The sequence below is a fragment of the Streptomyces sp. ICBB 8177 genome, from assembly GCF_003144095.1.
In the GTDB taxonomy this organism is placed as follows: domain Bacteria; phylum Actinomycetota; class Actinomycetes; order Streptomycetales; family Streptomycetaceae; genus Streptantibioticus_D.
In genome coordinates this window covers 698,324-720,483 of the sequence record NZ_NSKH01000018.1, presented here as the reverse complement: position 1 = coordinate 720,483, position 22,160 = coordinate 698,324, and the positions used below count along the sequence as shown (strand labels likewise).

Annotated in this window: 20 protein-coding genes; 12 read left to right on the top strand and 8 right to left on the bottom strand. The window is 73.8% G+C overall.

The window, feature by feature from the left end:
- Nucleotides 1-126 precede the first annotated feature (126 nt).
- The 7 genes from CK485_RS11540 to CK485_RS11515 all read left to right on the top strand — a co-directional run bounded on the left by CK485_RS11540 (nucleotide 127) and on the right by CK485_RS11515 (nucleotide 8,901).
- Nucleotides 127-300 (top strand): CsbD family protein, encoded by a 174-nt coding sequence (locus tag CK485_RS11540; protein WP_109449653.1) that lies wholly within the window; start codon nucleotides 127-129, stop codon nucleotides 298-300.
- A 566-nt stretch (nucleotides 301-866) separates the two neighbouring features.
- The gene (locus tag CK485_RS29570; protein WP_241968290.1) at nucleotides 867-2,129 is read left to right on the top strand and encodes a phenylacetate--CoA ligase family protein; all 1,263 of its coding nucleotides are present in this window, start codon (nucleotides 867-869) and stop codon (nucleotides 2,127-2,129) included.
- Nucleotides 2,126-3,439 (top strand): MFS transporter, encoded by a 1,314-nt coding sequence (locus tag CK485_RS11535; RefSeq protein ID WP_241968289.1) that lies wholly within the window; start codon nucleotides 2,126-2,128, stop codon nucleotides 3,437-3,439. The genes CK485_RS29570 and CK485_RS11535 overlap by 4 nt, the downstream gene beginning before the upstream one ends.
- Nucleotides 3,436-4,575, top strand: a complete 1,140-nt coding sequence (locus CK485_RS11530) for a GNAT family N-acetyltransferase (protein WP_109449649.1) — start codon at nucleotides 3,436-3,438, stop codon at nucleotides 4,573-4,575. Before CK485_RS11535 ends, CK485_RS11530 begins: the two co-directional genes overlap by 4 nt.
- The gene (locus CK485_RS11525) at nucleotides 4,572-5,741 is read left to right on the top strand and encodes an acyl-protein synthase (RefSeq protein ID WP_109449647.1); all 1,170 of its coding nucleotides are present in this window, start codon (nucleotides 4,572-4,574) and stop codon (nucleotides 5,739-5,741) included. Before CK485_RS11530 ends, CK485_RS11525 begins: the two co-directional genes overlap by 4 nt.
- The gene (locus CK485_RS30070; RefSeq protein ID WP_275124609.1) at nucleotides 5,738-8,239 is read left to right on the top strand and encodes an acyl-CoA reductase; all 2,502 of its coding nucleotides are present in this window, start codon (nucleotides 5,738-5,740) and stop codon (nucleotides 8,237-8,239) included. Before CK485_RS11525 ends, CK485_RS30070 begins: the two co-directional genes overlap by 4 nt.
- Before the next feature lie 131 nt (nucleotides 8,240-8,370).
- Nucleotides 8,371-8,901, top strand: a complete 531-nt coding sequence (locus CK485_RS11515; RefSeq protein WP_109449644.1) for a hypothetical protein — start codon at nucleotides 8,371-8,373, stop codon at nucleotides 8,899-8,901.
- Here the strand turns inward: CK485_RS11515 and CK485_RS11510 are convergent.
- The 4 genes from CK485_RS11510 to CK485_RS11495 form a co-directional block, all read right to left on the bottom strand.
- On the bottom strand, nucleotides 8,879-10,024 hold the full coding sequence (locus CK485_RS11510) for an AI-2E family transporter (RefSeq protein ID WP_241968288.1): 1,146 nt from the start codon (nucleotides 10,022-10,024) through the stop codon (nucleotides 8,879-8,881). The two genes, CK485_RS11515 and CK485_RS11510, sit on opposite strands and share 23 nt — an antisense overlap.
- Nucleotides 10,025-10,120: 96 nt before the next feature.
- Nucleotides 10,121-11,452 carry a phosphodiester glycosidase family protein gene (locus CK485_RS11505; RefSeq protein WP_241968287.1) on the bottom strand — a complete coding sequence of 444 codons (1,332 nt, stop codon included), beginning with the start codon at nucleotides 11,450-11,452 and terminating at the stop codon, nucleotides 10,121-10,123.
- Between the two features lie 157 nt (nucleotides 11,453-11,609).
- A complete protein-coding gene (locus tag CK485_RS11500; RefSeq protein ID WP_109449640.1) occupies nucleotides 11,610-12,608 on the bottom strand; it encodes an MASE1 domain-containing protein in 999 nt (332 codons plus the stop codon).
- A gap of 142 nt (nucleotides 12,609-12,750) precedes the next feature.
- Entirely contained in the window at nucleotides 12,751-13,602 is an 852-nt protein-coding gene (locus CK485_RS11495) for a PP2C family protein-serine/threonine phosphatase (RefSeq protein WP_109449638.1), read from the bottom strand.
- A gap of 214 nt (nucleotides 13,603-13,816) precedes the next feature.
- Between CK485_RS11495 and sigJ the strand changes: the two genes are divergently transcribed.
- The 3 genes from sigJ (at nucleotide 13,817) to CK485_RS11480 (ending at nucleotide 16,639) form a co-directional block, all read left to right on the top strand.
- Nucleotides 13,817-14,707 (top strand): RNA polymerase sigma factor SigJ, encoded by an 891-nt coding sequence (sigJ, locus tag CK485_RS11490; protein WP_241968286.1) that lies wholly within the window; start codon nucleotides 13,817-13,819, stop codon nucleotides 14,705-14,707.
- A gap of 82 nt (nucleotides 14,708-14,789) precedes the next feature.
- Nucleotides 14,790-15,857: an FAD-dependent oxidoreductase gene (locus CK485_RS11485; RefSeq protein ID WP_109449634.1), complete on the top strand. Its 1,068-nt coding sequence runs from the start codon at nucleotides 14,790-14,792 to the stop codon at nucleotides 15,855-15,857.
- Nucleotides 15,858-16,210: 353 nt separating this feature from the next.
- A complete protein-coding gene (locus CK485_RS11480; RefSeq protein ID WP_109449632.1) occupies nucleotides 16,211-16,639 on the top strand; it encodes a hypothetical protein in 429 nt (142 codons plus the stop codon).
- Between the two features lie 277 nt (nucleotides 16,640-16,916).
- On the opposite strand, the gene CK485_RS11475 is transcribed toward CK485_RS11480, so the two are convergent.
- A complete protein-coding gene (locus CK485_RS11475) occupies nucleotides 16,917-17,372 on the bottom strand; it encodes a MarR family transcriptional regulator (protein WP_109449631.1) in 456 nt (151 codons plus the stop codon).
- 138 nt (nucleotides 17,373-17,510) lie between these two features.
- On the opposite strand from CK485_RS11475, the gene CK485_RS11470 reads away from it, so the two are divergent.
- A complete protein-coding gene (locus CK485_RS11470; RefSeq protein ID WP_109449629.1) occupies nucleotides 17,511-18,998 on the top strand; it encodes an MFS transporter in 1,488 nt (495 codons plus the stop codon).
- A gap of 165 nt (nucleotides 18,999-19,163) precedes the next feature.
- Nucleotides 19,164-19,796 carry a flavin reductase family protein gene (locus tag CK485_RS11465; protein WP_109449627.1) on the top strand — a complete coding sequence of 211 codons (633 nt, stop codon included), beginning with the start codon at nucleotides 19,164-19,166 and terminating at the stop codon, nucleotides 19,794-19,796.
- Here CK485_RS11465 and CK485_RS11460 read toward each other — a convergent pair.
- The 3 genes from CK485_RS11460 to CK485_RS11450 all read right to left on the bottom strand — a co-directional run bounded on the left by CK485_RS11460 (nucleotide 19,732) and on the right by CK485_RS11450 (nucleotide 22,151).
- Nucleotides 19,732-20,370, bottom strand: a complete 639-nt coding sequence (locus CK485_RS11460) for an AAA family ATPase (RefSeq protein ID WP_109449625.1) — start codon at nucleotides 20,368-20,370, stop codon at nucleotides 19,732-19,734. The genes CK485_RS11465 and CK485_RS11460 overlap by 65 nt on opposite strands.
- 105 nt (nucleotides 20,371-20,475) lie before the next feature.
- Nucleotides 20,476-21,270, bottom strand: coding sequence for a DeoR/GlpR family DNA-binding transcription regulator (locus tag CK485_RS11455; RefSeq protein ID WP_109449623.1), 795 nt, complete (start codon nucleotides 21,268-21,270; stop codon nucleotides 20,476-20,478).
- Nucleotides 21,267-22,151 carry a class II fructose-bisphosphate aldolase gene (locus CK485_RS11450; protein WP_109449621.1) on the bottom strand — a complete coding sequence of 295 codons (885 nt, stop codon included), beginning with the start codon at nucleotides 22,149-22,151 and terminating at the stop codon, nucleotides 21,267-21,269. Before CK485_RS11450 ends, CK485_RS11455 begins: the two co-directional genes overlap by 4 nt.
- Nucleotides 22,152-22,160 lie beyond the last annotated feature (9 nt).

Here is a 22,160-nt window from a genome sequence, read left to right as displayed (position 1 = left end):
TCGGCCGCCGGACGCACCCGGAAGTCCCCGTTGATGCACGCCATGGGCGACGTGGTTTACGCCGACCGGAAGCGGTGAGGCGATCCGACGTCAACGCACAGCCCGCTCGAAGGAGGCGTGACGCACATGAGTGCCGAGCAGAAGGCGAAGGCCAAGGCCGAGCAGATGAAGGGCGCCGCCAAGGAAGCGGCGGGCCGCACGGTCGGCAACGAGAGGATGACCGCAGAGGGCGAGGCGGAGCGCGCCAAGGGCGATCTGCGTCAGGCGAAGGAGAAGGGCAAGGACGCCGTGCAGCGGTAGTCCTACGCAAAGGATCGCCCCAGGGCGATCGACATGGTGGTGGGGTCGGTGCGGACGAGCACCGACCCCACCACCATGTCCGCACCCGTACGCCCGCGCCAGGCGGGTTTCGGCCCATCGCGTCCGCGTCGGGGCCCCGGGGCGACGCCGGCCGCGCGCGGCCCGAAGCCTCCCCCTGCACGGAGCCGAGGAGCCGACCGGCCATCCGAAGGAAACGCGGCCCATAAAGGCTTGTTGCAGGATGCTCAACGATTCCTTATGCGACCGATTGCCCGTCAAATGTGACGCCCGTCTCCCCTTCCGGCCGCCACCAGCGCGAACTCCGCCGTTTCGTCCATCCTTCAACGAATCCCGTTACCCGGTCGGCAAGTTGGCGCAAGCGCGTCCCGAATGATGAGATATCATTTCCGCTCGGACGCCCCGGCTTCCCGGGGCCACTCCCAGCGAGTCATCGCACCCAGTGCCAGGTTTCCTCCGCCGTATCGGAGTGAACGACACCTTCCGTCGCGCCGCAGTCACCTTTGGGTTACCAGCGGTTCGCCGAGCACGCAGTCGAGCAGGAATTGATGCCCGTTCAGTCATTCGCGGAGCTGATACGCTTCGCGCGCCGCAACTCGCCCTTCTATCAGGAGCTTTACGCGCATCTCCCGGACGAGGTGGCCCACGTCGCCGAACTCCCGGTGGTCCCGCAAGCCGATTTCTGGCGGGCGAACTCACCCCGCCACAACAGGCTGCTGACCGCGCCGCTCGACGAGGCGGTGGTGTTCAGGAGCGGCGGTACGACCGGGTCGCCGAAATTCTCCTACTACACCCGAACGGAATGGCGTGAGTTCACCACGGCTTTCGGTTCCGGACTCGTCGCGGCCGGCCTCAGGCCGGGTCACCGGGTCGCCGATCTGTTCTACGCGGGTGACCTCTACGCCAGTTTCAGCTTCATTCTGGACTCCCTGCACCGCTCCCCCGTCGCGAATGTGCGACTGCCGATCGGCGGGGCCGCGCCTTTCGAGTCGACAGCCGCCACACTGGAGGAATTCGCGGTCCAGGTGGTGGCGGGCACGCCCACCACGCTGTGCGCCCTGGCGGCGCGGCTGACCGCGGCGGGCCGCTCCATGCCCCACGTCGAGCTGCTGTTCTTCGGCGGCGAGTGCCTCTTCGGCGACCAACTCCCGCTGCTTCAGGCCGCGTTCCCCAACGCCGTGGCCCGCTCCCTGGGGTACGCGAGCGTCGACGCGGGTCTGCTCGGCGAGGCGGTGCCGGGGGACGATCCCCGGGTGCACCGCGCGTTCACCCCGCACACCGTCGTCGAGATCCTCCACGACGAGGCGGATCGGCCTGTCGAGGGGGAGGGGGTGGCCGGGCGGCTGGTCGTCACCGACCTGCGCAGGCGCCTGATGCCGGTGTTGCGCTATCCGGCGGGCGACCGGGCCGAATGGGTCGACCGGGCCGCAGGCGTCTTCCGCATCCTCGGCCGCGCCGAGGAGGGCGTGCGGGTCGGGCCGGTCTCGCTCTACACCCAGGACGTGCACGACATCGTGACGGCGGTGGACGCGGCCGGCGTGGTGACCGCGCTCCAGCTGGTGGTGCGCCGCGAAGACGGCAGGGACGGGCTCGTGCTGCGTCTGGCGTCCCACGAACCGGCGCGCGCGGGCGGCGAGCTGACCGATCTCGTGATCAAGGCGGTGCTCGCCGAACGCCCGCTGTACGAGGCTGCGGTGGACGCGGGCCACGTCAACCCGCTCGCCGTGGAGTGGGTGCGCCACGAGGACCTCGCGGTCAACGCGCGCTCGGGCAAGCTGATCCGCGTGGTCGACGAACGGCCGCACGCGTGACCGGCACCGTGAGCCGGGGGCGCCGTCTGCCCGTCGTGCTGCGCAACCGTTCCTTCGGCGCGGTGTGGGCCGCCCAGGTCCTCACCCAGGCGGCCAACCGGATGTTCCAGGTGGGCGCGGTCTGGTGGCTGGTCGGTTTCGCGGGCGGCGGCCACCGCGGCCTGGAGTCCGGCCTGTTCCTGACCGTCAGCACGCTGCCCGCCGTCGCCCTCGCCCCGGTCGTGGCCCGTATCGTCGCGCGCCACGCGCACCGCACGGTGCTGTCGACAGCGGCCGGTGTCGCGGGGGTCGTCGCCGTGGCCACCGCGGCCTGGGCCTGCGCCGCGTCCCTGCCGATGGCGGCCGCCTACGCCGCCGCGCTGGCGCTGGCCAGTTGCCAGGCGGTCTTCGACCCTTGTCTGACGACGTCCGTGCCCGAACTGGTCGAGGACGCCGACATCGAGGCGGCGACCGGCTTCGAGCTGTCCACCCAGTCCCTCGCCGGGCTCGCCGGCGGCCTGCTGGGCCCGCTGGTCGTGGACGCCCGGGGCCTGCCGGGCGTCGTCGCCGGCTGCGCGGGCGCGTACCTGCTGGCCTGCGCCCTGGTCGCCTCGGCCCGCTTCCCCTACGGCACCGCGACGGCCGTGGCGCGATCCGCCGAGCCGGGCGATCGGGCGCGGGAGGCCGTCCCGCAGGGCCGGAGTCTGCGCGCCGTGCTCGCCGGTCTCCCGTTCATCCGCAACGTCCTGGTCTGCTTCGCCGCGGCCAACGTCTTCACCACCGCCATCTACGTCGTCATGCCGCTCTACACGCGTAGTGTCCTGCACTCCAGCGGGTCGACCGTCGCGTCCTTCGAAGCCGCGCTCGGCGTCGGCACGCTCGTCGGGTCCTTCACCGGCGGGCGCCTGCCCGGCCGTCCGACCGACGTGGGCGCGGGCTGCCTCGCGCTGACCGCGGCGGCCCTGGCGCTGCCGGGGCTGGCCGCCGGGCACGCCACCGCGCTCGGCTCGCTGGTGGTCGTGGGCTGGTGCGTGGGCGTGATCGGCGTCCGGTTCGTGGCGCTCTTCCAGCGCCTGGTACCCGCCGCGGACAAGCCCGGGTTCTTCGCCGTCATGCAGGCGCTGCTGGGCGCGACCTTCCCCCTGTCCTCGCTGGTCTTCGGCGCGCTCGGCGACCACCTGTCGGCCCGGGTGCTGTGCCTGGCGCAGGGCATCGGGCTGGTGCCGGTCGCGCTGGCGCTGTGGGGGCTGCGCACCCGCGACGGCCGGGGGCCCGCCGCGTCCGCGCGCCCCGTCCCGGAGTCCCTCGCGGCGGCGGGTGACGCGTCGTGACCGCCGTCCTGTCCCCGGCGGGCGTCCAGGACGTCGCCGCGCTGCGCCAGTTGTACTTCGACGTCTACGGCCACGGCTACCCGGTGCCGCTCGGCAGCGACCCCGCGGTCATGCGCCGGCTGATGACCGGCGGCCACGCCCACTGGCTGACCGCCCGCACCGCCGGGACGGGTGAACTGATCGCCTCGGCCGTGGTGCAGACCGAGCCCGGCAGCCGCATCGGCAAGCTGGTCGGACTCGCCGTGCACCCCGGTCACCGCGAGGGCGGGCTGGCCTCCCGGCTGACGGCGGCCGTCTGCGCGGACGCGTTCGCCACCGGCCGCCTGGACTCGGTCTACGCCACCGTCCGCGTCGTCACCGAGGGCCCGCAGCACGTCGTCGTGCGCAACGGATTCCGGCCGCTGGGCCTGATGCCCAACGCCGTCGAGGTGGAGGGCTGCGAGAGCCTCGCGCTGTTCGCCCGGTACGCCGACGGCGTGCTGGAGCGGCGGGCGGCGGTGGAACGCGTGCCGGAACGGCTCGCCGCGCTGCTGGACGCGGCCGCCCTCGGCGTCGGCATCGACTACGCGGACGTGGCACGGGTCGCGGCGCGCGGCCGGACCCGCGCGGTGCCGGGCGCCGAGCCGATCGAGCTGGTCGCGGCCCCCGCGTTCGTGCGCCGCCGCTTCCTGGAGCGCTTCCCCGACGCGGGCGACCGCTTCTTCCCGCTGCACGCGCCGAACGCGGTGCTGGTCGCGCACGACGGCGGCTTCGAGGCGTACGCCGACCTCGACCCGGTGGCGGCCAGTTGCGCGCTGGTCGCGGTGCACCCGCGCCCGGCGGCGGTCAGCGGCGCGCTGGAGGCGCTGATGTCCGCGGTCACCCGGGCCGGCGCGGACTACGTCGAGACGCTGCTGCCGCTGGCCGACACCGAGGCCCTGGAGGTCTTCCTCGCCTCCGGCTTCGTGCCCAGCGCGCTCTACCCCGCCATGCGCCGGATCGGCGACCGGTTCCACGACTACGTCGTGCTGTCCAGGACCAGCCGTCAGATCGACTTCCGCTCCGCGGCCGTCAGCCCCTTGCTCCAGCCGTACCTGAGCGCCTACCTGGCCGCGTGGACGGCCACCTACCTGCCCCTTCACGAGGTGTCCCGATGAACCCCCATCTCGCTCCCGTCACGGTCCCCGACCCGGCGGCGCTCGGCCAGGTCCAGCGGCTGTGCGACCTTCCGTCGCCGTACGCGACCGGTCCCGCGGTGGACACGCTGTTCGCCGCGGCGATGGCCGAGGCGAACTCCTGGCACGCCGAGCGCTCCCGGTTCTTCCGCTCGCTGCTGGCGGACCCGGCCGAGGAGGAACCCGTGCCGGGTCCGGGCCCGCACGTGCGCGCGCCGCTGGTGCACGCCAACTTCTTCAAGCGCCACGAGGTGCTCTCCATCCCGAGCGAGGAGGTGTTCCTGCACCTGACCTCCTCCGGGACGACCGGCCAGAAGTCGCAGATGTTCTTCGACGAGTGGACCATCCGCTCGGCGCAGCGCATGGTCGCCCGCGTCTTCGACCACTACGGCTGGATCACCCCCGGGCAGCCGGTCAACTACCTGCTCTACAGCTACGAACCGGCGCCGTCGGTGCGGCTGGGCACCTCGTTCACCGACAACTACCTGTGCGACTTCGCCCCCGCCCGGCACACCACGCACGCGCTGCGGCACACCGGGGCGGGCCACGAGTTCGACGTGCACGGCTGCGTCGCCGCGCTCCAGCGGTACGCCGAACAGAACGTGCCGGTGCGCATCCTGGGCTTCCCGGCGTTCCTGCACTTCACCCTGGAGCGGATGCGGGCCGTGGGCCTGCCGCCGCTGCGGCTGCCGGAAGGGTCCCTGGTGGTGCTGGGCGGCGGCTGGAAGGGCCACGCCGACCGGCGCATCGGCAAGGAGGAGTTCTACGCCGAGGTCACCGAACGCCTCGGCGTCCCGGGCGAGCGGATCCGCGACACCTTCGGCTCGGTCGAGCACTGCGTGCCCTACGTCGAGTGCGCGCACCACCGGCTGCACGTGCCGGTGTGGTCGCGGGCGGCGATCCGCGACACCGCGACGCTGCGCCCGCTGCCCTACGGGGAGCCCGGCTTCCTCCATCTGATCAGCCCGTACATCACGTCCGTCCCGGCGCACAGCGTTGTGATGGGCGACCTGGCCTCGCTGCACCCGGGCGCCGAGTGCCCGTGTCCGCTGGAGACCGACTGGTTCACCGTGCACGGCCGGGCCGGGGTGAGCCGGAACCGCAGTTGCGCGGTGGCCGCCGCCGAACTTCTGAAGGGACTGTCGTGACCACTTCCCGACTCCACCTGTGGCAGGGCGAGTTCGTCGACGACGAGGAGGCCGGACGGCGGCTCGCCCGCCTCGCGGACCTGGCCGGGCGGGTGTCTCCCCGGCCGCTGCCCACCGACGTCGTGCTCGGCGCCTGCGAGACGATCGCCACGGCGCTCGCCGATCCGGCCGATCCGCTGCGCGTCCGGCTGGCGGCGCACCTGCCCGCCGACGACGCCATGACGCTCGGTGAGCTGGCGGCGGCCCTGGCCCGGCCCGTGCTGGAGCGCAAGCTGCGCCGCGAGCTGGGCGGCCCGCGGCCGGAGCGGCTGACCCGGCCGGACGCCCGGCAGACGGTCTACGAGGCGTGGGCGCCGGTCGGCCTGCTCGTTCACATCGCGCCCGGCAACGCCGCCGCGGTGGCCCCGCTGAGCGTGGTCGAGGGCCTGCTGGCCGGGAACGTCAACGTGCTCAAGACCAGCGGCTCCGACACCGCGCTCGCCGTGGACCTGCTGGCCGCGCTCGGCGCCGCCGACCCATCCGGCCTTATCGCCGAACGGGTGATCGCGTTGCGCTTCCCGTCCTCGCGCGAGGAGTGGCTGCGGGCGCTGTGCGAGCACGCGGACGCGGTGGCCGTGTGGGGCGGCGACGACGCGGTGGCCGCGATCACCCGCCTGGCGCCACCCGGGTGCCGGGTCGTCGAGTGGGGCCACCGGATCTCCTTCGCCTACCTGACCCGGGACGCGGCGGCCGACGACGCGGTGCTGGACGCGCTCGCCGAGGACGTCTGCCGCCTCGAGCAGCAGGCGTGCTCCAGCCCACAGATCGTCTACCTCGACACCGAGCAGGACGCGGAGGTGTTCGCGTTCGCCGACCGCTTCGCCGAGCGCCTGGCGAAGGTCTCCGACGCGCGTCCCGCGCCGCCCGCCGACCCCGCCGCGCGCGCCGAGGTGACGGCCACCGAGCTGGTGGCCCGGCTGGAGGGCCACGTGGGCCTGACGAGGGTGATCGCCGCCGAGGACGGCTCCTGGCGGGTGCTGGCCGACGTCCGGCCCGCCCCCGCCGCCTCGCCGCTGCACCGCAGCGTCCTGGTCAAGCCGCTGCCCCGGCACGCGGTCACGAGCACGCTGCGGCCGATGCGCCGCTATCTGCAGACGGCGGCGATCGGCGGCGGACGGGCGGACGTGGCCGAGCTGAGCCGCGCGGTGTTCGCCGCGGGCGTCACCCGGGTGACGCCGGTCGGCGGGATGCTCGACGGCTACGCGGGCGAACCGCACGACGGCGTCTACGCGTTGCAGCGCTACAGCCGCCGGGTGAGCGTGCGCGTCGAGGACCCGGCGTTCCGCGCGGTGGCCTGCCTGGACGACCTGGTGGCACCGCCGGTGCTGCCCCCGGCGCCGTCCGGGCCGCTGCTGGGCAAGGCAGGTGTGCAGCGGGCGCTGGAGACGCTCGACGCCGAGCAGGCCCACCTGTACTTCCGCAGCGGCGGCACCACGGGGGCGCCCGCGCTGTCGGTCTTCACTTGCGACGACTACGACAACCAGATGCGGGCGGCGGCGCTCGGGCTGGTAGCCGCCGGGTTCGACCCCGCCCGCGACCGGGCCGCCAACCTGTTCTTCTGCGGCGGGATGTACGGCAGCTTCATCAGCTTCTTCTCCATCCTGGAGCGGCTGAACGCGACGCAGATCCCGATGGCCGCCGGGCCCGACCACGCCGTGGTGGCCGAGGCGCTGGTGGCGTACCGGGCGGACACCGTCTTCGGCATGCCCTCCTACCTGTGGCAGCTCTTCCACGCCGAGGGCGAGCGGCTGCGGGCGTACGGCGGGGTGCGCAAGGTGTTCTACGGCGGCGAGCACTTCACCGCCGAGCAGCGCCGGGTGCTGACCGAGGAGTTCGGCGTCGAGGTGATCCGCTCGGCCGCCTACGGCAGCACCGACCTCGGCCCGCTCGGCTACCAGTGCGAGGCGGCCGAGGGCAGTGTCCACCACGTGCTGACCGATCTGCACACGCTGGAGGTCCTCGACCGCCACGAGGACCGCCCGGTGCCGGCAGGCGAGCCGGGCAGGCTGGTGTTCACCTCACGCGCGCGCTCCGGCCAGCGCCTGGAGCGGTACGAGATCGGCGACCTGGGCCGCGAGATCGCGGGCCGGTGCGCCTGCGGCAGCCACACCCCGCGTCTGGAACTGCTCGGGCGCTACGGCGACGTGGTGCGCGTCGGCACGTACTTCTTCAACTACCGGCGGTTCGTGAGGGCGGCGCAGGAGCGGCTCGGCTACCACGGCGAGGTGCAGCTGCTGCTGGACGCGGACGCCGGCCGCGAGCGCCTGACGGTGCGCCTCGACGAGCGGTACGCGCCGGATCCGTCCGCCGCGCGGGAGGCGTTCACCGGTGACGTGGAGGAGCTGGCGGCGGCCGAGGCGGAGGGGCTGCTGGCGTTCGAGGTGGTGACGGCGGCCACCGACGCGTTCGAGCGCACCGCGACCAGCGGCAAGCTGCGCACCGTCATTGATCGGCGCTGACCGGCGCTGACCGGCGCCCCTCGCGGCACGGTGTTCCGTACGACCGGTATCGCCGGGTCCGTACGGGGTACGGATGGCCGGTGCGCGGCGAGCGACCGCCCGCGCACCGGCCCACCGACCGAGGAGCGCGCATGACCGGTGACCCCACGCCCCGGCGTTCCGGCGACGAGCGGCGGCCCAGGCTGCGCGACCGCTGGCGCGAGGTGCTGGACGAACACACCTCGCCCACGCAGCGTTCGCTGATGGCGACGTGGCTGTCGTTCGGCTGCACCTTCGGTGCAGCGCGGCTGATCACCCACGGCATCAGGGGGAACTGGCTGCCGTGGGGCAACGTCTCGGCCGGCGGCACCCACCTGCACCACTACAACTTCGGCATCGCCACGCTGGCGGGCGTCGGGCTGGTGGCGGTGCGCGGCGACGAGGCGTACGTGGGCCATCCGGGGGTCGGCGCGGCGTACGGCGCGGGGGCGGCGCTGATCGCCGACGAGTTCGCGCTGCTGCTCGACCTGAAGGACGTGTACTGGGCCAAGCAGGGCCGCATCAGCGTGGACGTCTCGCTGGGCATCCTGAGCGCGCTCGGGGTGTACCTGACGGCGGTGCCGTTCTGGCACGGGATCACCAGGGCCACCCGCGACCACGTCAGGGAGCTGCGCGCCGACTGACCGCGGGGTCCCGGCGCGGGCGAAGCGCCTCGAAGACCGCCCAGGCGACCGACACCATCGGCACGGCGACCACGGCCCCGATGACGCCGCCGACGACGCTGCCGCCGATGACCGAGACCGCGATGACCACCGGGTGCAGCCGCACCGACCAGCCCATCACCAGCGGGTGCAGGACGTGGCCCTCCAGCTCGCCGATCACCACGATCAGCACCAGCACCAGGGCCGCCGTGGTCACGCCCCGTCCGGCCAGCGCCACGACGGTCGCCACCGCCAGCGCGATGGGCGAGCCGATCAGCGGCACGAACGCGGCGAAGAACTCCAGAAGCGTCAACGGCAGGGCGAGCGGCACCCGCAGCAGGAACAGCGCGACGCCCACCAGGGCGGCGTTGGTCGAGGAGACGATCAGGATGCCCCGGGTGTACCCGGCGAAGGTGTGCCATGCGGCCCGGCCGGCGCGGTCCCAGCCGGCCTGTGAGCGTGCCGGGAGCTGCCGGTGGAACCACAGCCACATGCGTTCGCCCGAGTGGATGAAGAAGATGGCGCAGAAGACGGCGAGGGCGGCGCCGGTCACCACGTCCACCACGCGCCCGGCACCGCTGAGCGCGCTGGACAACAGGCCGGAGCGGTGGGCCTGGAGGTAGGCGACGCCCTTGTCGCGCAGGGAGGTGAGGGTGTGCCGGGCCACGTGGAAGGGGGCGCCCTCCAGCCAGCGCTCGATGCGGTCGGCGCCACCCCTGAACTCGTCGCCGAGCTGCCCCGACTGGGCCGCCACCGTGTAGCCGACGAGCGAGAACAGCGACAGCAGGAGCAGCAGGCTCAGCAGGAACGCGGCGGTCACCGCCAGGGGCTTGGGAAGCCACCGGGCGATCAGGTCGGTGAGCGGCCGCAGCAGGGCGGTCAGGATCAGCGCGAGGAAGAGCGCGATGGCGACCAGCTGGAAACGGGCCAGTACGGTGAACGCCTCGTAGACCACCACACCGAGCGCGAGCAGCCGCCAGGCGTAGCCCGCCGCGCGCCGCAGTCCGCGCGGCACTCCCGCGGCCCGCGCGGCGGTGTCCGGGTTGGGCGGTCCGGCCGGGTGGACGCGGCGCGGCCGGGGGCGCGGGCGAGCGCGGCCCGCCACGGACCGCCGGAGGCGGCCCGCGGCCCCGCGGCGCCTACGAGGCGGGGGTGTTGCGCTGTCCACCGTCACTCCTCCCCTGCGCCGCCGCTCCCGCGCTCAGCCGAACAGCCCGATCCCGTACGCGACCTGCCGTTCGCTGCCGTCCGACGGGTGGTTCAGCACGCTCACCCGGTCGTCCCCGGGCTCGCGGGCGACGAGGGTAGCGGAGCCGCCGCCGTCCACGTTGACCGCGTCGACGGCGCCCAGGTCTGACATGATCTCGGCGAGCTGGCGCAGCGTCACCCCGCAGGAGTCGGCGCCGTCGAGCGCCATCAGGTACAGCCGGTGGCCTCCGGGGCCATAGCCCGCGGAGGCGCGCAGCGCGTCGTCCTGCTCGTCGAGGCCGTCGAGCGGTTGCCCGTGCCGCAGCACCGGGAAGCCGCCGACCGCGAAGCGCAGCGGCGGGAACAACTCCTCCTGGGCCTGGCGGCGCAGGTCGGCGGCCACCTCGTCGTTCAGGCCGCGCAACGTGTCGCTCAGCGGTGTGTTCGCCGCCCGCACCGCCGACCGCGTCTCGTAGCCCACGGGGACGAGACCGGAGGGCGCGGGCGGCTGCTCGCTGGCCTCGTTCAGCGCGTCGGTCACCCGGACCCGGTCGCCGGGCCGCAGCGGGGCGAGGGCGCGCGCCCCGCCCTCGCGGCCGACCAGCACGACCGTCCCCGCCGCGACGGGTCCGCCGCCCGGCGTCGTGCGTACGGCGGTGACCCGTCCGCCGCGCACGGTCACCTCGCGCGTCGCCGTGCTGCACGACGCGGCGCGGCGGTGGTCGGAGCCGCACACCGCGCGCAGCCGTGAGGCGCTGCCCCACTGCGGGGTGTAGACGCCGACGCCGTTCTCCGGCAGTGCGTACTGGTTGAGGCCCGCCACCGGCACGCTGCCGTACGGGGTCCGCACGCGGCCGGTCACGGTGAGGCGGTCGATGCGGGCGACGCCGTAGCGGTCGACGCCGAGCACGTCGTCCACGGAGGTGCCCGGCGGCAGCGCGGGCCCGAAGCGCTGCCTGCGCGGCACGGCCGCCTTCAGCCCGATGCCGGCGGAGATCGCGGGACCGACCGCTGAGTCGGTGGCGGTCACGCCCGGGTGCTGGCTCTCGTCCACGTCGAAGAAGTCGCCGTTGATTCCGGCGACCGCGCCGCGTTCGTCTGCCATGGCGGAGACGGTGAGCGGCTCGCCGGGGCGGCGGGAGCGCAGCAGGTCGGCGGAGACCGCGCGGTCGGTCAGGTCGGCGATGAGCACGTGGCCGTGGACGTCCCCCTGCACGGCGTGCACGGTGAACTCGCGGTAGCGCACGCCGGGTGCCACCTGGAAGCCGTCGGTCCAGCGCAGCGACGCGTCGTCGATGGCCCGGGCGGTGCCCCCGGTCGCCACCAGCAGGCCGGTGGCGAGCACCAGCGCCGTCCGGGCGCGGCAACGGTATCGGTACGCACGTCGTGCCACGTTCACCCCAGGCGCTACCGGGAGGGACGGCCGCCGTTTTCGGGCCTGAAGGTGTTTATCCACATGCCGACCGGTCCGACACCCGCCAATCAGGCGATTCGGTCCGCCGTCAGGAGCCGCGGCGGCGCCGGTCTGCTCCGACCGGGGGAATGCGCGGGGTGGCGGTGCCGGGGGCCAGGCGGTCGACCACCTCGGCGAGTTCCTGGCACGCTTCCTCGATGCGGTGGCGCACCGCGCGCTGCTCGGTGACGATGGCCGACAGCAGCAGGCCGGTCAGCGCCGCGGAGCCGTTGAGGGCCTGGAGGTTGACCATGGTCGAGGCCAGGCCGTGGTGGTCGAAGGGGCCCGTGTGGTCGGTGGCGGCGACGATCGCGGCCACCGAGAGCAGCAGCGTGCAGGGGGCCGCGCCGGACAACTGGAAGCGCAGCGCCGCCCAGATCAGCACCGGGAAGGGCAGGAACAGCAGGGCGAGCGAGCTTCGGGTGGCCACCAGGACCACCACGACGGCGCACACCGCGAGCACGGCGGCCTCGGCCCAGCGGCTGATCGGCACGCCGCTGGGGACCCGCGCCTTGGCGAGCGCCAGCAGCACCGGTGCCACGACCAGCACGCCCATGGCGTCCCCTGCCCACCACGCCGACCACGCGGCCCAGTAGCCGCTGCCCGGCAGGGCGCCGTCGAGCAGCAGCGACACGGTGCCCAGGGTGGCGCTGACGGTCATGGGCGCGAGCGCGCCGAGGAAGACGAGCGCGACGCCGTCCCACAACCGGTCCAGTTCGGTGCGGAACCCCGCCCAGCGCAGCAGCAGACAGGCACAGACCGGGGCCATGGTGTTGCCGACGATGACGCCGATGTCGGCCAGGTCCAGCGGGGAGAGCGACGCGGTGACGGCGAGCGTGCCCAGCGCGATGCCGGGCCAGACGGCCGGACCCAGGAAGAGCAGGCAGACGACCGCGATCCCGGTGGGCGGCCACAGCGGGGTGACCCGGGTCCCCTCGAGCACGACCTGACGCAGCAGACCGAGCCGTCCGGCGCCGTAGTAGACGGCCGCGACGGCGAGTACCCGCGCGAGCGCGAGCGCGCCGCGCCGGATCCCAGGTCTGCCCACCCCCTCAGCATCGGGCACCGGGCCGGGACCGGCATCGCCGGTGAGGCGCCCGGGCGGCCCCGTCCCCGGTGGGCCCCGCGACCGTCGCCCTGCCTCGTCGCGCGTAGGCCCCGGGCCGTCGGCCGCCCCGGTGACCGCCGCGTCAGCCGCCCGCCCGCAGCCGCCGGGGGCCGTCCTGGGGTCCGCCGTGCCGCAGGACGAGGACGGCCGCGTCGTCGGCGTGCCCGGTGTGCGTGGAGACCCCGAGCACCCGGGCGGCCAGCCGCTCCGGCGGATCGGCGGCGCCGGAGACCGCCACCCGGGCCACCTCGCGCAGTCCGTCGTCCAGGGCGAAGGTCGGCCCTTCCACCACGCCGTCCGTGACGAGGACGACCGCGCCGGTGCCGGACAGCCGCTGCCGGGCGACCGGGTAGTGCTGCCCCGGCAGGACGCCGAGCGGGATGCCGCAGTCCGCGTCGTCGATTAGGCAGCCGCCGCCGGCGGTGGCGAAGACGGTGGGGATGTGACCGGCGCGGGTGCTGGCCAGCACCTGGGTGCCGGGGTCGTAGCGCAGGAAGGTGCAGGTGGCGAACAGGTCGGTGTCCATGGAGAACAGCAGGTCGTTGAGCCGGCTGAGCACCTCGCCCGGGTCGGCGACGGCTCCGGCGAGCGCCCGCAGCGCGATGCGCACCTGGCCCATGAACGCGGCCGCCTCGACGTCGTGCCCCTGGGCGTCGCCGATGGAGAAGCCCAGCGTGCCGTCCGGCAGCCGGAAGCCGTCGTACCAGTCGCCGCCGATGTCCAGGCCGTCGCGGGCGGGCTGGTACCCGGCGGCGGTACGCAGTCCGGGCAGGGCGGGCAGGGCGCTCGGCAGCATCTCGCGTTGCAGCGCCTCGGCCAGTTCGACCCGGGCCCGGTGCATCTCCGCGCGGTCGCGCGCCTGGGCGGTGAGCCGCCCGAGCTTGGCGAGCAGGTCGTCTGCGCTCGCCGACCGCGTGGGACGACGCCATGTCATGGACCGCTCCGCACTGGATCAGGGCCTTCGTACCGCACTCGGGCGCCCGTCCTCGTGGCCTCCCGTCCGGCCCCGGCGCGCGGGCCGTGACGGCCCCGGCCCTTCGCCGGATGCCTCGGCGACCATGCTATTTCGCCGCGGCCGGCCCTGCCGCCCCACGGCGCCCGAACTCCCGGCCCGCCGTGCGTGCCGGGCGTCACGCTACGGTGACCGGGTGAGCGATGCCGAGCGGACCGCCGCCGTGGACGTCTTCGAGTCGCACCGGCGCTACCTGGGTTCGGTGGCGTACCGCCTGATGGGGTCGGTCAGCGACGCCGAGGACGTCCTGCAGGAGGCGTGGCTGCGCTGGCAGGGCGCGGACCGGTCCGCGGTCTCGGACGCCCGCGCCTTCCTGACCACCGTGGTGACCCGGCTGTGCTACGACGCGCTGGGCTCGGCGCGCAGCCGCCGCGAGGCGTACTACGGCGAGTGGCTGCCGGAGCCCCTGGTGGACGACGCCGACTCGCCCGCCGCCCGCGCGGAGACCGGGGAGTCGGTGTCGCTGGCGATGCTGGCGGTCATGGAGCAGCTCACCCCCGCCGAGCGGGTGGCGTTCGTGCTGCACGACCTGTTCGCGGTCGGCTTCGACGAGGTCGGCGCGGTCCTGGAGCGGTCCCCGCAGGCGGCCCGGCAGCTCGCCTCGCGGGCCCGGCGCCGGGTGCGCGACGGCGGCCGGCGCGGCGCGCCGGTCGACCCGGCCGAGCACCGGCAGGTGGTGAGCGCCTTCGCGGCCGCCGCGTCGCGGGGCGATCTGGGTGGGCTGCTGGCCGTACTCGACCCGGACGTGGTCTGGCACTCCGACGGCGGCGGCGTGGTCAGCGCGGGCGCCCGTCCGGTCCTGGGCGCCGACCGGGTCGCCCGTCTGGTGGCCGGGCTGCTGGGCAGGGAACTGCGCGGTCCGGCCCCCGGCACCATGGGCTTCGGCCTGGTCAACGGCGAGCCGGGGCTGCTCTGGTACCCCTCCCCCGGCGTGGTCGGCGGCGTGGTGGGGTTCGCGATCCACGAGGGCCGGATCACCGAGGCGTACGTGGTCGTCAACCCGGACAAGCTCCGCCACCTGGTGTGACGTGGTTCACTGTCACACCTTGGCGGGCCGTCCCGTCCCCCTTGCGACAGTGCGGCGCGAGCCGGGACACCAGGAGGGCGACATGACCGGGACACGGATCGTGGTGCTGGGCGCGGGCTACGCGGGGATCACCGCGGCGACCCGCGCGGGCAAGGGCAGCAACGTCACGCTGATCGCGCCGGAGTCGCGCTTCCTGCACCGGGTGCGTCAGCACGAGACGGCGGCGGGCCGGCCCGGCCACCGCCCCGCCCTGGCCCACCTGCTGCGCGGGCGGAGCGTGACGCACCTTCAGGCGTCCGTGACCCGGCTCGACCTGACGGCGGGCAAGGTCTTCACCGACACCGGGGACGCGGTCTCGTACGACACCCTGGTGTACGCGTTGGGCAGCCGCACCGCGTGGCAGGACGTGCCGGGCGCGCGGGAGCACGCGTGGGACGCGGCGCGGGCCGAGGAGTTGCGGCGCCGGATCGCCGCGGCCCCGGCACCCGGCACGGTCGCGGTGGTGGGCGGCGGTGCGACCGGCATCGAGCTGGCGGCCGAGCTGGCCGAGGCCCATCCGGCGTGGCGGGTGGAGCTGCCGGCGAGCGGCGAGGTCGGCGGCTGGCTGTCACCCAGGGGACGGCAGCACGTGCTACGGGTGCTGGACCGCCTCGGGGTGCGGCGCCACGAGCACACCCGGGTCACCGCGGTCGGCCCGGCGGGTCTTGAGACCGAGGCCGGGCCGCTGGCCGCCGACGTCGTGGTGTGGGCCGCGTCCATGAGACCCCATCCGCTGGCGGCCGAGTCCGGGCTGACGGTGACGGGGCGCGGCCAGGTGGTCGTCGACGCGTACCTGCGCTCTGTCTCGCATCCCGAGGTCCACGCGATCGGTGACGCCGCGTCGGTGACCGTGCCGGAGGTGGGGACGCTGCGAATGGGCTGCGCCACCGCTTTGCCGATGGGCCAGTACGTGGGCAAGCGGCTGTTGCGTGGCGACTCGGGGCCGTTCTCCTACCGCTACGTCGCGCAGTGCCTCAGCCTGGGGCGCCGTGACGGCCTGTTGCAGGTCGTGGGCCCGGACGACTCCATGCGGCCGCGGGTGTTCACGGGCACGGCCGGGCGGCTGGCCAAGGCGGCGATCGTCATGGGTGTGCGGGCGAGCCTGCGCTGATCCCACGCCAGGTCCGGCGCCAGGCGCGGTGCTGATCCGGCGCCAGGCGCGGTGGCCCGGGGCAAGCCGAAGGGGGCTGAAGGAGGCCGGGGAGGGCCCTGGAAGGTCGCAGGGAGTCGGCAGGGGGCTCTTCGGCCGGAGCGCAGAGGGCTTGCGGGACAAGGGAATTGAGGGCCCGCCCGGCGCCGGTGGGAGCCAACCCGGTGAATGTCGGCCCCTCCCTGCCCCCTTCGGCCTAGCTCCACTATTTGTCTGATTATGCGACATTTATGTTCCTGTTACGGGCAGCGCGCCGTTCCCTTGCGGGGGTCAATCTCCCCGCCGTCGCGCCGTCCGCACAGGAGGTAGAAGACATGCGCGGTATGCGCAACACCCTCGCCGTCGCCTCGATCGCGACCACGGCCCTGTTCATGGCCCTGCCGACCGCTTCCGCCGCTTCGCTGCCCGGCGACTCGGCGCGCACCGGCGCGGTCACCTGGGACTGCGGCCACGACGGCGGCTGGAACCAGGGTCAGTCGGACGACTCGGGCATGGACCAGGGCCAGGGCATGGACCAGGGCCAGGGCGACCACTCCGGCGACAACAGCTGGAAGCACGGCGGTGACGACTGCCACAAGCACCACCACGGCCACCACCACCGTCCGCACGGTGGCCCGCACACCGGCCTGGGCGGTTCCGTGGTGAGCGGCAGCACCGTCGAGACCGCGGCGGGCGCCGGCCTGATCGCCACCGCCGCCGCCGGCGTGCTGCTGGCGAGCCGTCGTCGTCGGACCAACGTCTGAACCACGGACGGCGAACCGTGACCTGACGGCCCGACGGTCGTTGTCCCGGTACCGGTTCGGAACAACCGCAAGGGCACCGGACGCACCCCCTCCCCGCGTCCGGTGCCCGTTCCTTTCGCGCCCGCATCCTTCCCCAGGTGCGGGCACGACCATGCGCGCACCCCTCGGGAGCGGCCCGGAGACGAAGCCGCTCGGACGCGAAGCCGCCCGAGCCGGAGTCGCCCACAGGCGGGGGCGCACTCCGGGGCCGCACGCCGGGCGGTCCGGCGCCCGCGCCTCAGTCGCGGTTCTCCAGCCCCGGCCGCAGCCGTTCCAGCAACGTGTACAAAGTGGCCCGCTCGTCCTCGGTCAGCGAGTCGAGAGCGGTGTGGGTCGCCTGCATCTCGGCACGGATGCGCTGGATGGTGGCCAGCCCCTCGGCGGTGGCGACCACGTTCTTGACCCGGCGGTCGCGCGCGTCGCTCTCGCGCAGCACGAGCCCGCGCGCCTGGAGCCGGTCGACGACGCCGGTGACGTTGGACGCGTCGCACCCGAGCTGTTCGGCCAGACCGCGCATCGGCACCGGCTCGGTCACCTGCGCCAGCAGTCTGGCCTGCACCGAGGTGAGTCCGTGCTGCGCGGCCGTCGCCGCGTAGTCCTTCCAGTGCGCGGTGCCGAGGGCGACCATCAGGTCGAGCAGGCGGCTCTTGACGGCGGAGGACGCGGAAGGCGTCGGGTCGGTCGCGGCGGTCATGTCCGCGAGTCTACTGAAGAGCTTGAGGCTCTCAATCATTAACTTGACTACCTCAAGTATCCCGGGCTAGAGTCACGGACAAATACTTGATGCTCTTAAGCATCCATGTTGTGAAGTAAATCGAGGACACCCACCGCCATGAGCAACACCCCTTCCCCGCGGGCGCCGCGGAGCGAGACGGCCGTCGTCTTCGCCCTGAGCCTGGCCGCCATGGTCGTGTCGATGATGCAGACCCTGGTCATCCCGATCCTGGGACTCATCCAGACCGACCTGCACACCACGACCGCCAACACCAGTTGGGTGACGACCGCCACCCTGCTGTCCGCCGCGGTCTTCACCCCGCTGCTCGGGCGCTTCGGCGACCAGCACGGCAAGAAGCGCACCCTGGTCGCCGTGCTCGTCGTGATGGTGGCCGGATCGGTGCTGGCCGCCGTCACCCACTCGCTGCTGTGGCTGATCGTCGGCCGGGTGCTGCAGGGCGCGGCCACCGCGATCTTCCCGCTCGCGCTGTCCGTGCTGCGTGAGGAGATCAGGCCCGCCAAGCTGCCCGGCGCCATGGCCATGGTCAGCGGCACCCTCGCCTTCGGCAGCGGTCTGGCGCTGGTCTCCACCGGTCTGCTGACCTCCGGCAGCCACCCCGACTACCGCAGCGCCTTCTGGCTGGCCACCGGTCTCGCCGCGCTCGCGCTGCTGGCCGTGGTCTTCCTCGTTCCGGCGACCCGTCAGACCACCGGTGGACGCACCGACGTGCTGGGCGCGCTCACCCTCGCCGCGGCGCTGGTGCTCCTGCTGCTGCCGATCACCCAGGGCCACGACTGGGGCTGGTCCTCGGCGCGCACGCTGGCCTGCTTCACCGGCGCGGTCGTGATGGCCGTCGTATGGGTCATGGTGGAGAAGCGGGTGCGCGAACCACTGGTGGACATGGGGATGTTCGTGCACCGCCCGGTGCTCTTCTCCAACCTGGCCGGGCTGCTGGTCGGCTTCGGTTCCTTCGCCCTGTTCATCGGCGTCTCGTACCTGGTGCAGATGCCGTCGGCGATCGCCGGGTACGGGTTCGACGCCAGCGTGCTGCGGGCCTCCGTCGAGTACCTGCTGCCGGGCACCATCGTCTCGCTGCTCGCCGCCCCGGTCGGGGGCCAGCTGGTGCGCCACCACGGTCCGCGCCTGGTGCTGGTCCTCGCGTCGGTCGCCGGGACCGCGGGCTTCGGCTGGATCGCGCTGGACCACCAGCACAGCGCGTCGGTCATCGTCGGCGCGATGCTGGTGGGCGCGGCGATCAGCTTCGGCTACGCGGCGATGCCCGCCGTCATCGTGGCCAGCGTCCCGCACCACCAGACCGGCATCGCCAACGGCATCAACTCCATCTCGCGCTCGACCGGCAGCGCCATCGGCAGCGCGACCATCACCACCGTGCTGGCCTCCAAGTCCATCGCGCACCTGCCGCCGGGCGCGCCCGCGCTGCCCGCCGAGAGCCAGTTCACCCTCACGTTCGTCATCGCGGGCGTGGCCCTGCTGCTGGTCTCCGCGGTCGCCGGGCTCGGCCTGCGCCGGATCCACGGCCCGCGCACCGCGCCGGTCGCCGAGCACACCGCGCAGCCGGCGAGCGAGACGGGCGCGGCGGTCTGACCGGCCGACGAGACCGGGCGGTCCCGTAGGACCGACCGCCGTCCCGGACGCGACGTCCGATCCCCGCCAGCATGCGGGACCGTGATCGGAAAGGGTCGGGACCGGTACGCCATCCACGGCGTGCTCGTCCCGGCCCTTCCCCACGTTCCGCGAAAGGCGGCAGCGATGCACCAGGTCCCCGGAGTCGAGGTGCTCTACTTCGGCACCCCCGTCGTCCTGATCAGCACCCGTAACGAGGACGGCACCGCCAACCTCGCCCCGATGTCGTCCGCCTGGTGGCTCGGGCCGTACGCGATGCTCGGCATGGGCAGCGCCAGCCGCACCACGCGCAACCTGCTGCGCGAGGGCGAGTGCGTGCTCAACCTGCCGTCCGCCGCCATGGCCGACGCTGTCGACCGCATCGCGCTCACCACCGGCGAGCCGGAGTTCTCCGACCGCAAGCGGGCGCAGGGCTACCGGTTCGAGCCGGACAAGTTCGCCACCGCCGGGCTCACCGAGCAGCCGTCCCAACTGGTCGCCGCGCCGCGGGCGCTGGAGTGCCCGATCCAGATGGAGTGCCGTCTGGTCACGGCCCACGACATCGCGGGGCAGGAGGTGAACGCGACCGCCTTCCAGGTCGAGGTGGTGCGCACCCATGTCGAGGAGGAGCTGATCGTGCCCGGCACCCACCACGTCGACCCGGTCGCCTGGGATCCGCTGATCATGAAGTTCTGCGAGTTCTTCGGCGCGGGCGTCAACGTCCGCTCGTCGCGGCTGGCCGGGGGATGGCGGATGCCCCCACTGCGTACTCCCGCCTGAGCCGCTGGAACGCGGTGGGCAGCGGCCGCACCGGCAGGAACCTGGCGATCTCGCGGGCGCACTCGGCCGGGCCGGAGACGCTCGTGTCGCACTCGATGTCGTACACGCCGTGCGCGTGCACCAGCGGAAACTGACGCGCCGCCACGCTCCCGCGGTCACCGCGCTCGCGTTCGCGCCGCTCCAGCTCGGGCAGTGGGCAGTGCACGCCGACCAACGTCACGTCCCGGGCGGTGAACAGCTCCAGGCACTCCAGCAGCCGCCACCGCCTGGTCAGCACGTGGTCCACGACGATGTTGTTGCCGGCCGCTGCCATACCCGCCGCGGCGCGGTGGAAGCCCCGGGCGGTGCGGTCGATCTCGGCCTGGAGGTCCTGCGGGGCGATGTCGCGGTCGCTGCGCATGCGGTGGAAGGCGTCGAGCGGGACATGGAACCAGGTGCCGTCCAGCACGCGCAGCAGTTCCGCGGCGATGCTCGACTTGCCCGCGCTCGAAGTGCCGTTGAGGAAGACGACCCGGCCGCGCGGCGCCTGCGCAGGCCGTTCGTCGTACTCGGCGGGGAGTGCGGGCGCGGGCATCGGTGCTCCCGGGGTCGCGGCGGAGGTTCGGGCGCCCATTATGAGCCCGCTTCCCCGCGGCTCACCCGCGGGGGCCGCGGCCGCTCGCGGTTTCCGTCGCCCTCCTCACTCCTGCGGTGCCGTGGCCACCTGCCAGCCCGCCTCCTCGAACGCCTTGCGGGAGTCGGAGGGCAGTGCGGGGTCCGTGATGAGGGTGTCGAACAGTTCGGGTCCGCCTATGGTGGCGAACGCGCGCGTGCCGATCTTGGAGGAGTCGGCGACCAGGATCGCGCGGCCCGCCCGCTCCGCCATCAGCCGGTTGACCCGCGCCTCGGCCTCGTCGTGCACCGTCGCGCCGACCACCGGGTCGACGCCGTTGACGCCGATGAACGCGACGTCCATGGTGATCCGGCTCAGCACCAGGTCGCTGTAGGGGCCGACCAGTTCGAAGCTGCGGCTGTGCGCGACGCCACCGGTCAGCACGATCTTGACGGTCGGCCGCACCGACAACTCGTAGGCGATGTTCAGGGCGTTGGTGACCACCGTGAGGTTGGGCCGGGGCCCCGCCTCGTCCAGGTCGGGACGGGCCGCCAGGGTGCGGGCGATCTCGGTGGTGGTGGTGCCGCCGCTCAGGCCGATCACGCTGCCTCGGCTGACCAGCGCGCTGGCCGCCTCGGCGATGTGCCGCTTCTCCTGCGGGCGGTGCGCCGCGCGGTAGCGCACCGGCAGGTCGTACGCGACGGAGCTGAGCACCGCGCCTCCCCGGGTGCGGGTCAGCAGGCGCTGCTCGGCGAGCGCGTCCATGTCGCGCCGCACGGTGGCGGCGGAGACCTCCAGCGCCTCGGCGGCCTCGTCCACCTGTACCTGGCCGCGCTCGGCCAGGAGTTCGAGCAGGGCGTTGAGCCGCTCGTGTCGCGTCATCGTCCATCTCCCGGTTCGCGTGAACCGTAGCAGCCGGCGTCGCCCCCCGTTCGGCCGAGCAACCGCAGCAGCCGGGCCGCCTCTTCGGCCACCGCGTCGCGGGCCGGCCGCAGGTACTTGCGCGAGTCCACCAGGCCCGTGTCCGCCGCGAGCTTCTCGCGGACCCGGGCGGTGAAGACCGAGACCAGATGGGTCGAGATGTTGATCTTCGTCAGGCCCGCGGCGACCGCGCGCAGCAGTTCCTCGTCCGGCACCCCGGAGGAACCGTGCAGCACCAGCGGTACGGGCACCTTCGCGCGCAGTTGTGCGATGAGCGTCTTGTCCAGCTCGGCGGTGCGTTCCAGCATCGCGTGCGAGGAGCCGACCGCCACCGCCAGCGCGTCCACCCCGGTGGCCGCCACGAACGCGGCGGCCTCGGCCGGGTCGGTGCGCGCGCCGGGGGCGTGCACCCCGTCCTTGCCGCCCACCTCGCCGAGTTCGGCCTCGACGAAGACGTCGCGTTCGTGGCACCAGGCGGTCAGCTCGGCGGTGAGCGCGACGTTCTCCTGGTACGGCAGCGCGGAGGCGTCCACCATGACCGACCGGACTCCGGCGGCCACCCCCTCGCGGATCAGGTCCGGGTCGGTGACGTGGTCGAGGTGGACCGAAAGGTCGGCGGACGAGGCCTCGGCGAGCGCGAGGGTGGCACGGGTGATCGGCGCGAGCGAGCCGTGGTAGCGCACGCAGTTCTCGCTGATCTGGAGGATCACCGGCAGGCCGGTGCGTTCCGCGGCGGTGACCAGCGCCTCCGCCGTCTCCAGGTGGATGACGTTGAACGCGGCGGCGCCGACGCCCCGGCTCCGCGCGGACTCGACGATGGACGAGGTGGGGACGAGGGTCATGGCGGTCTC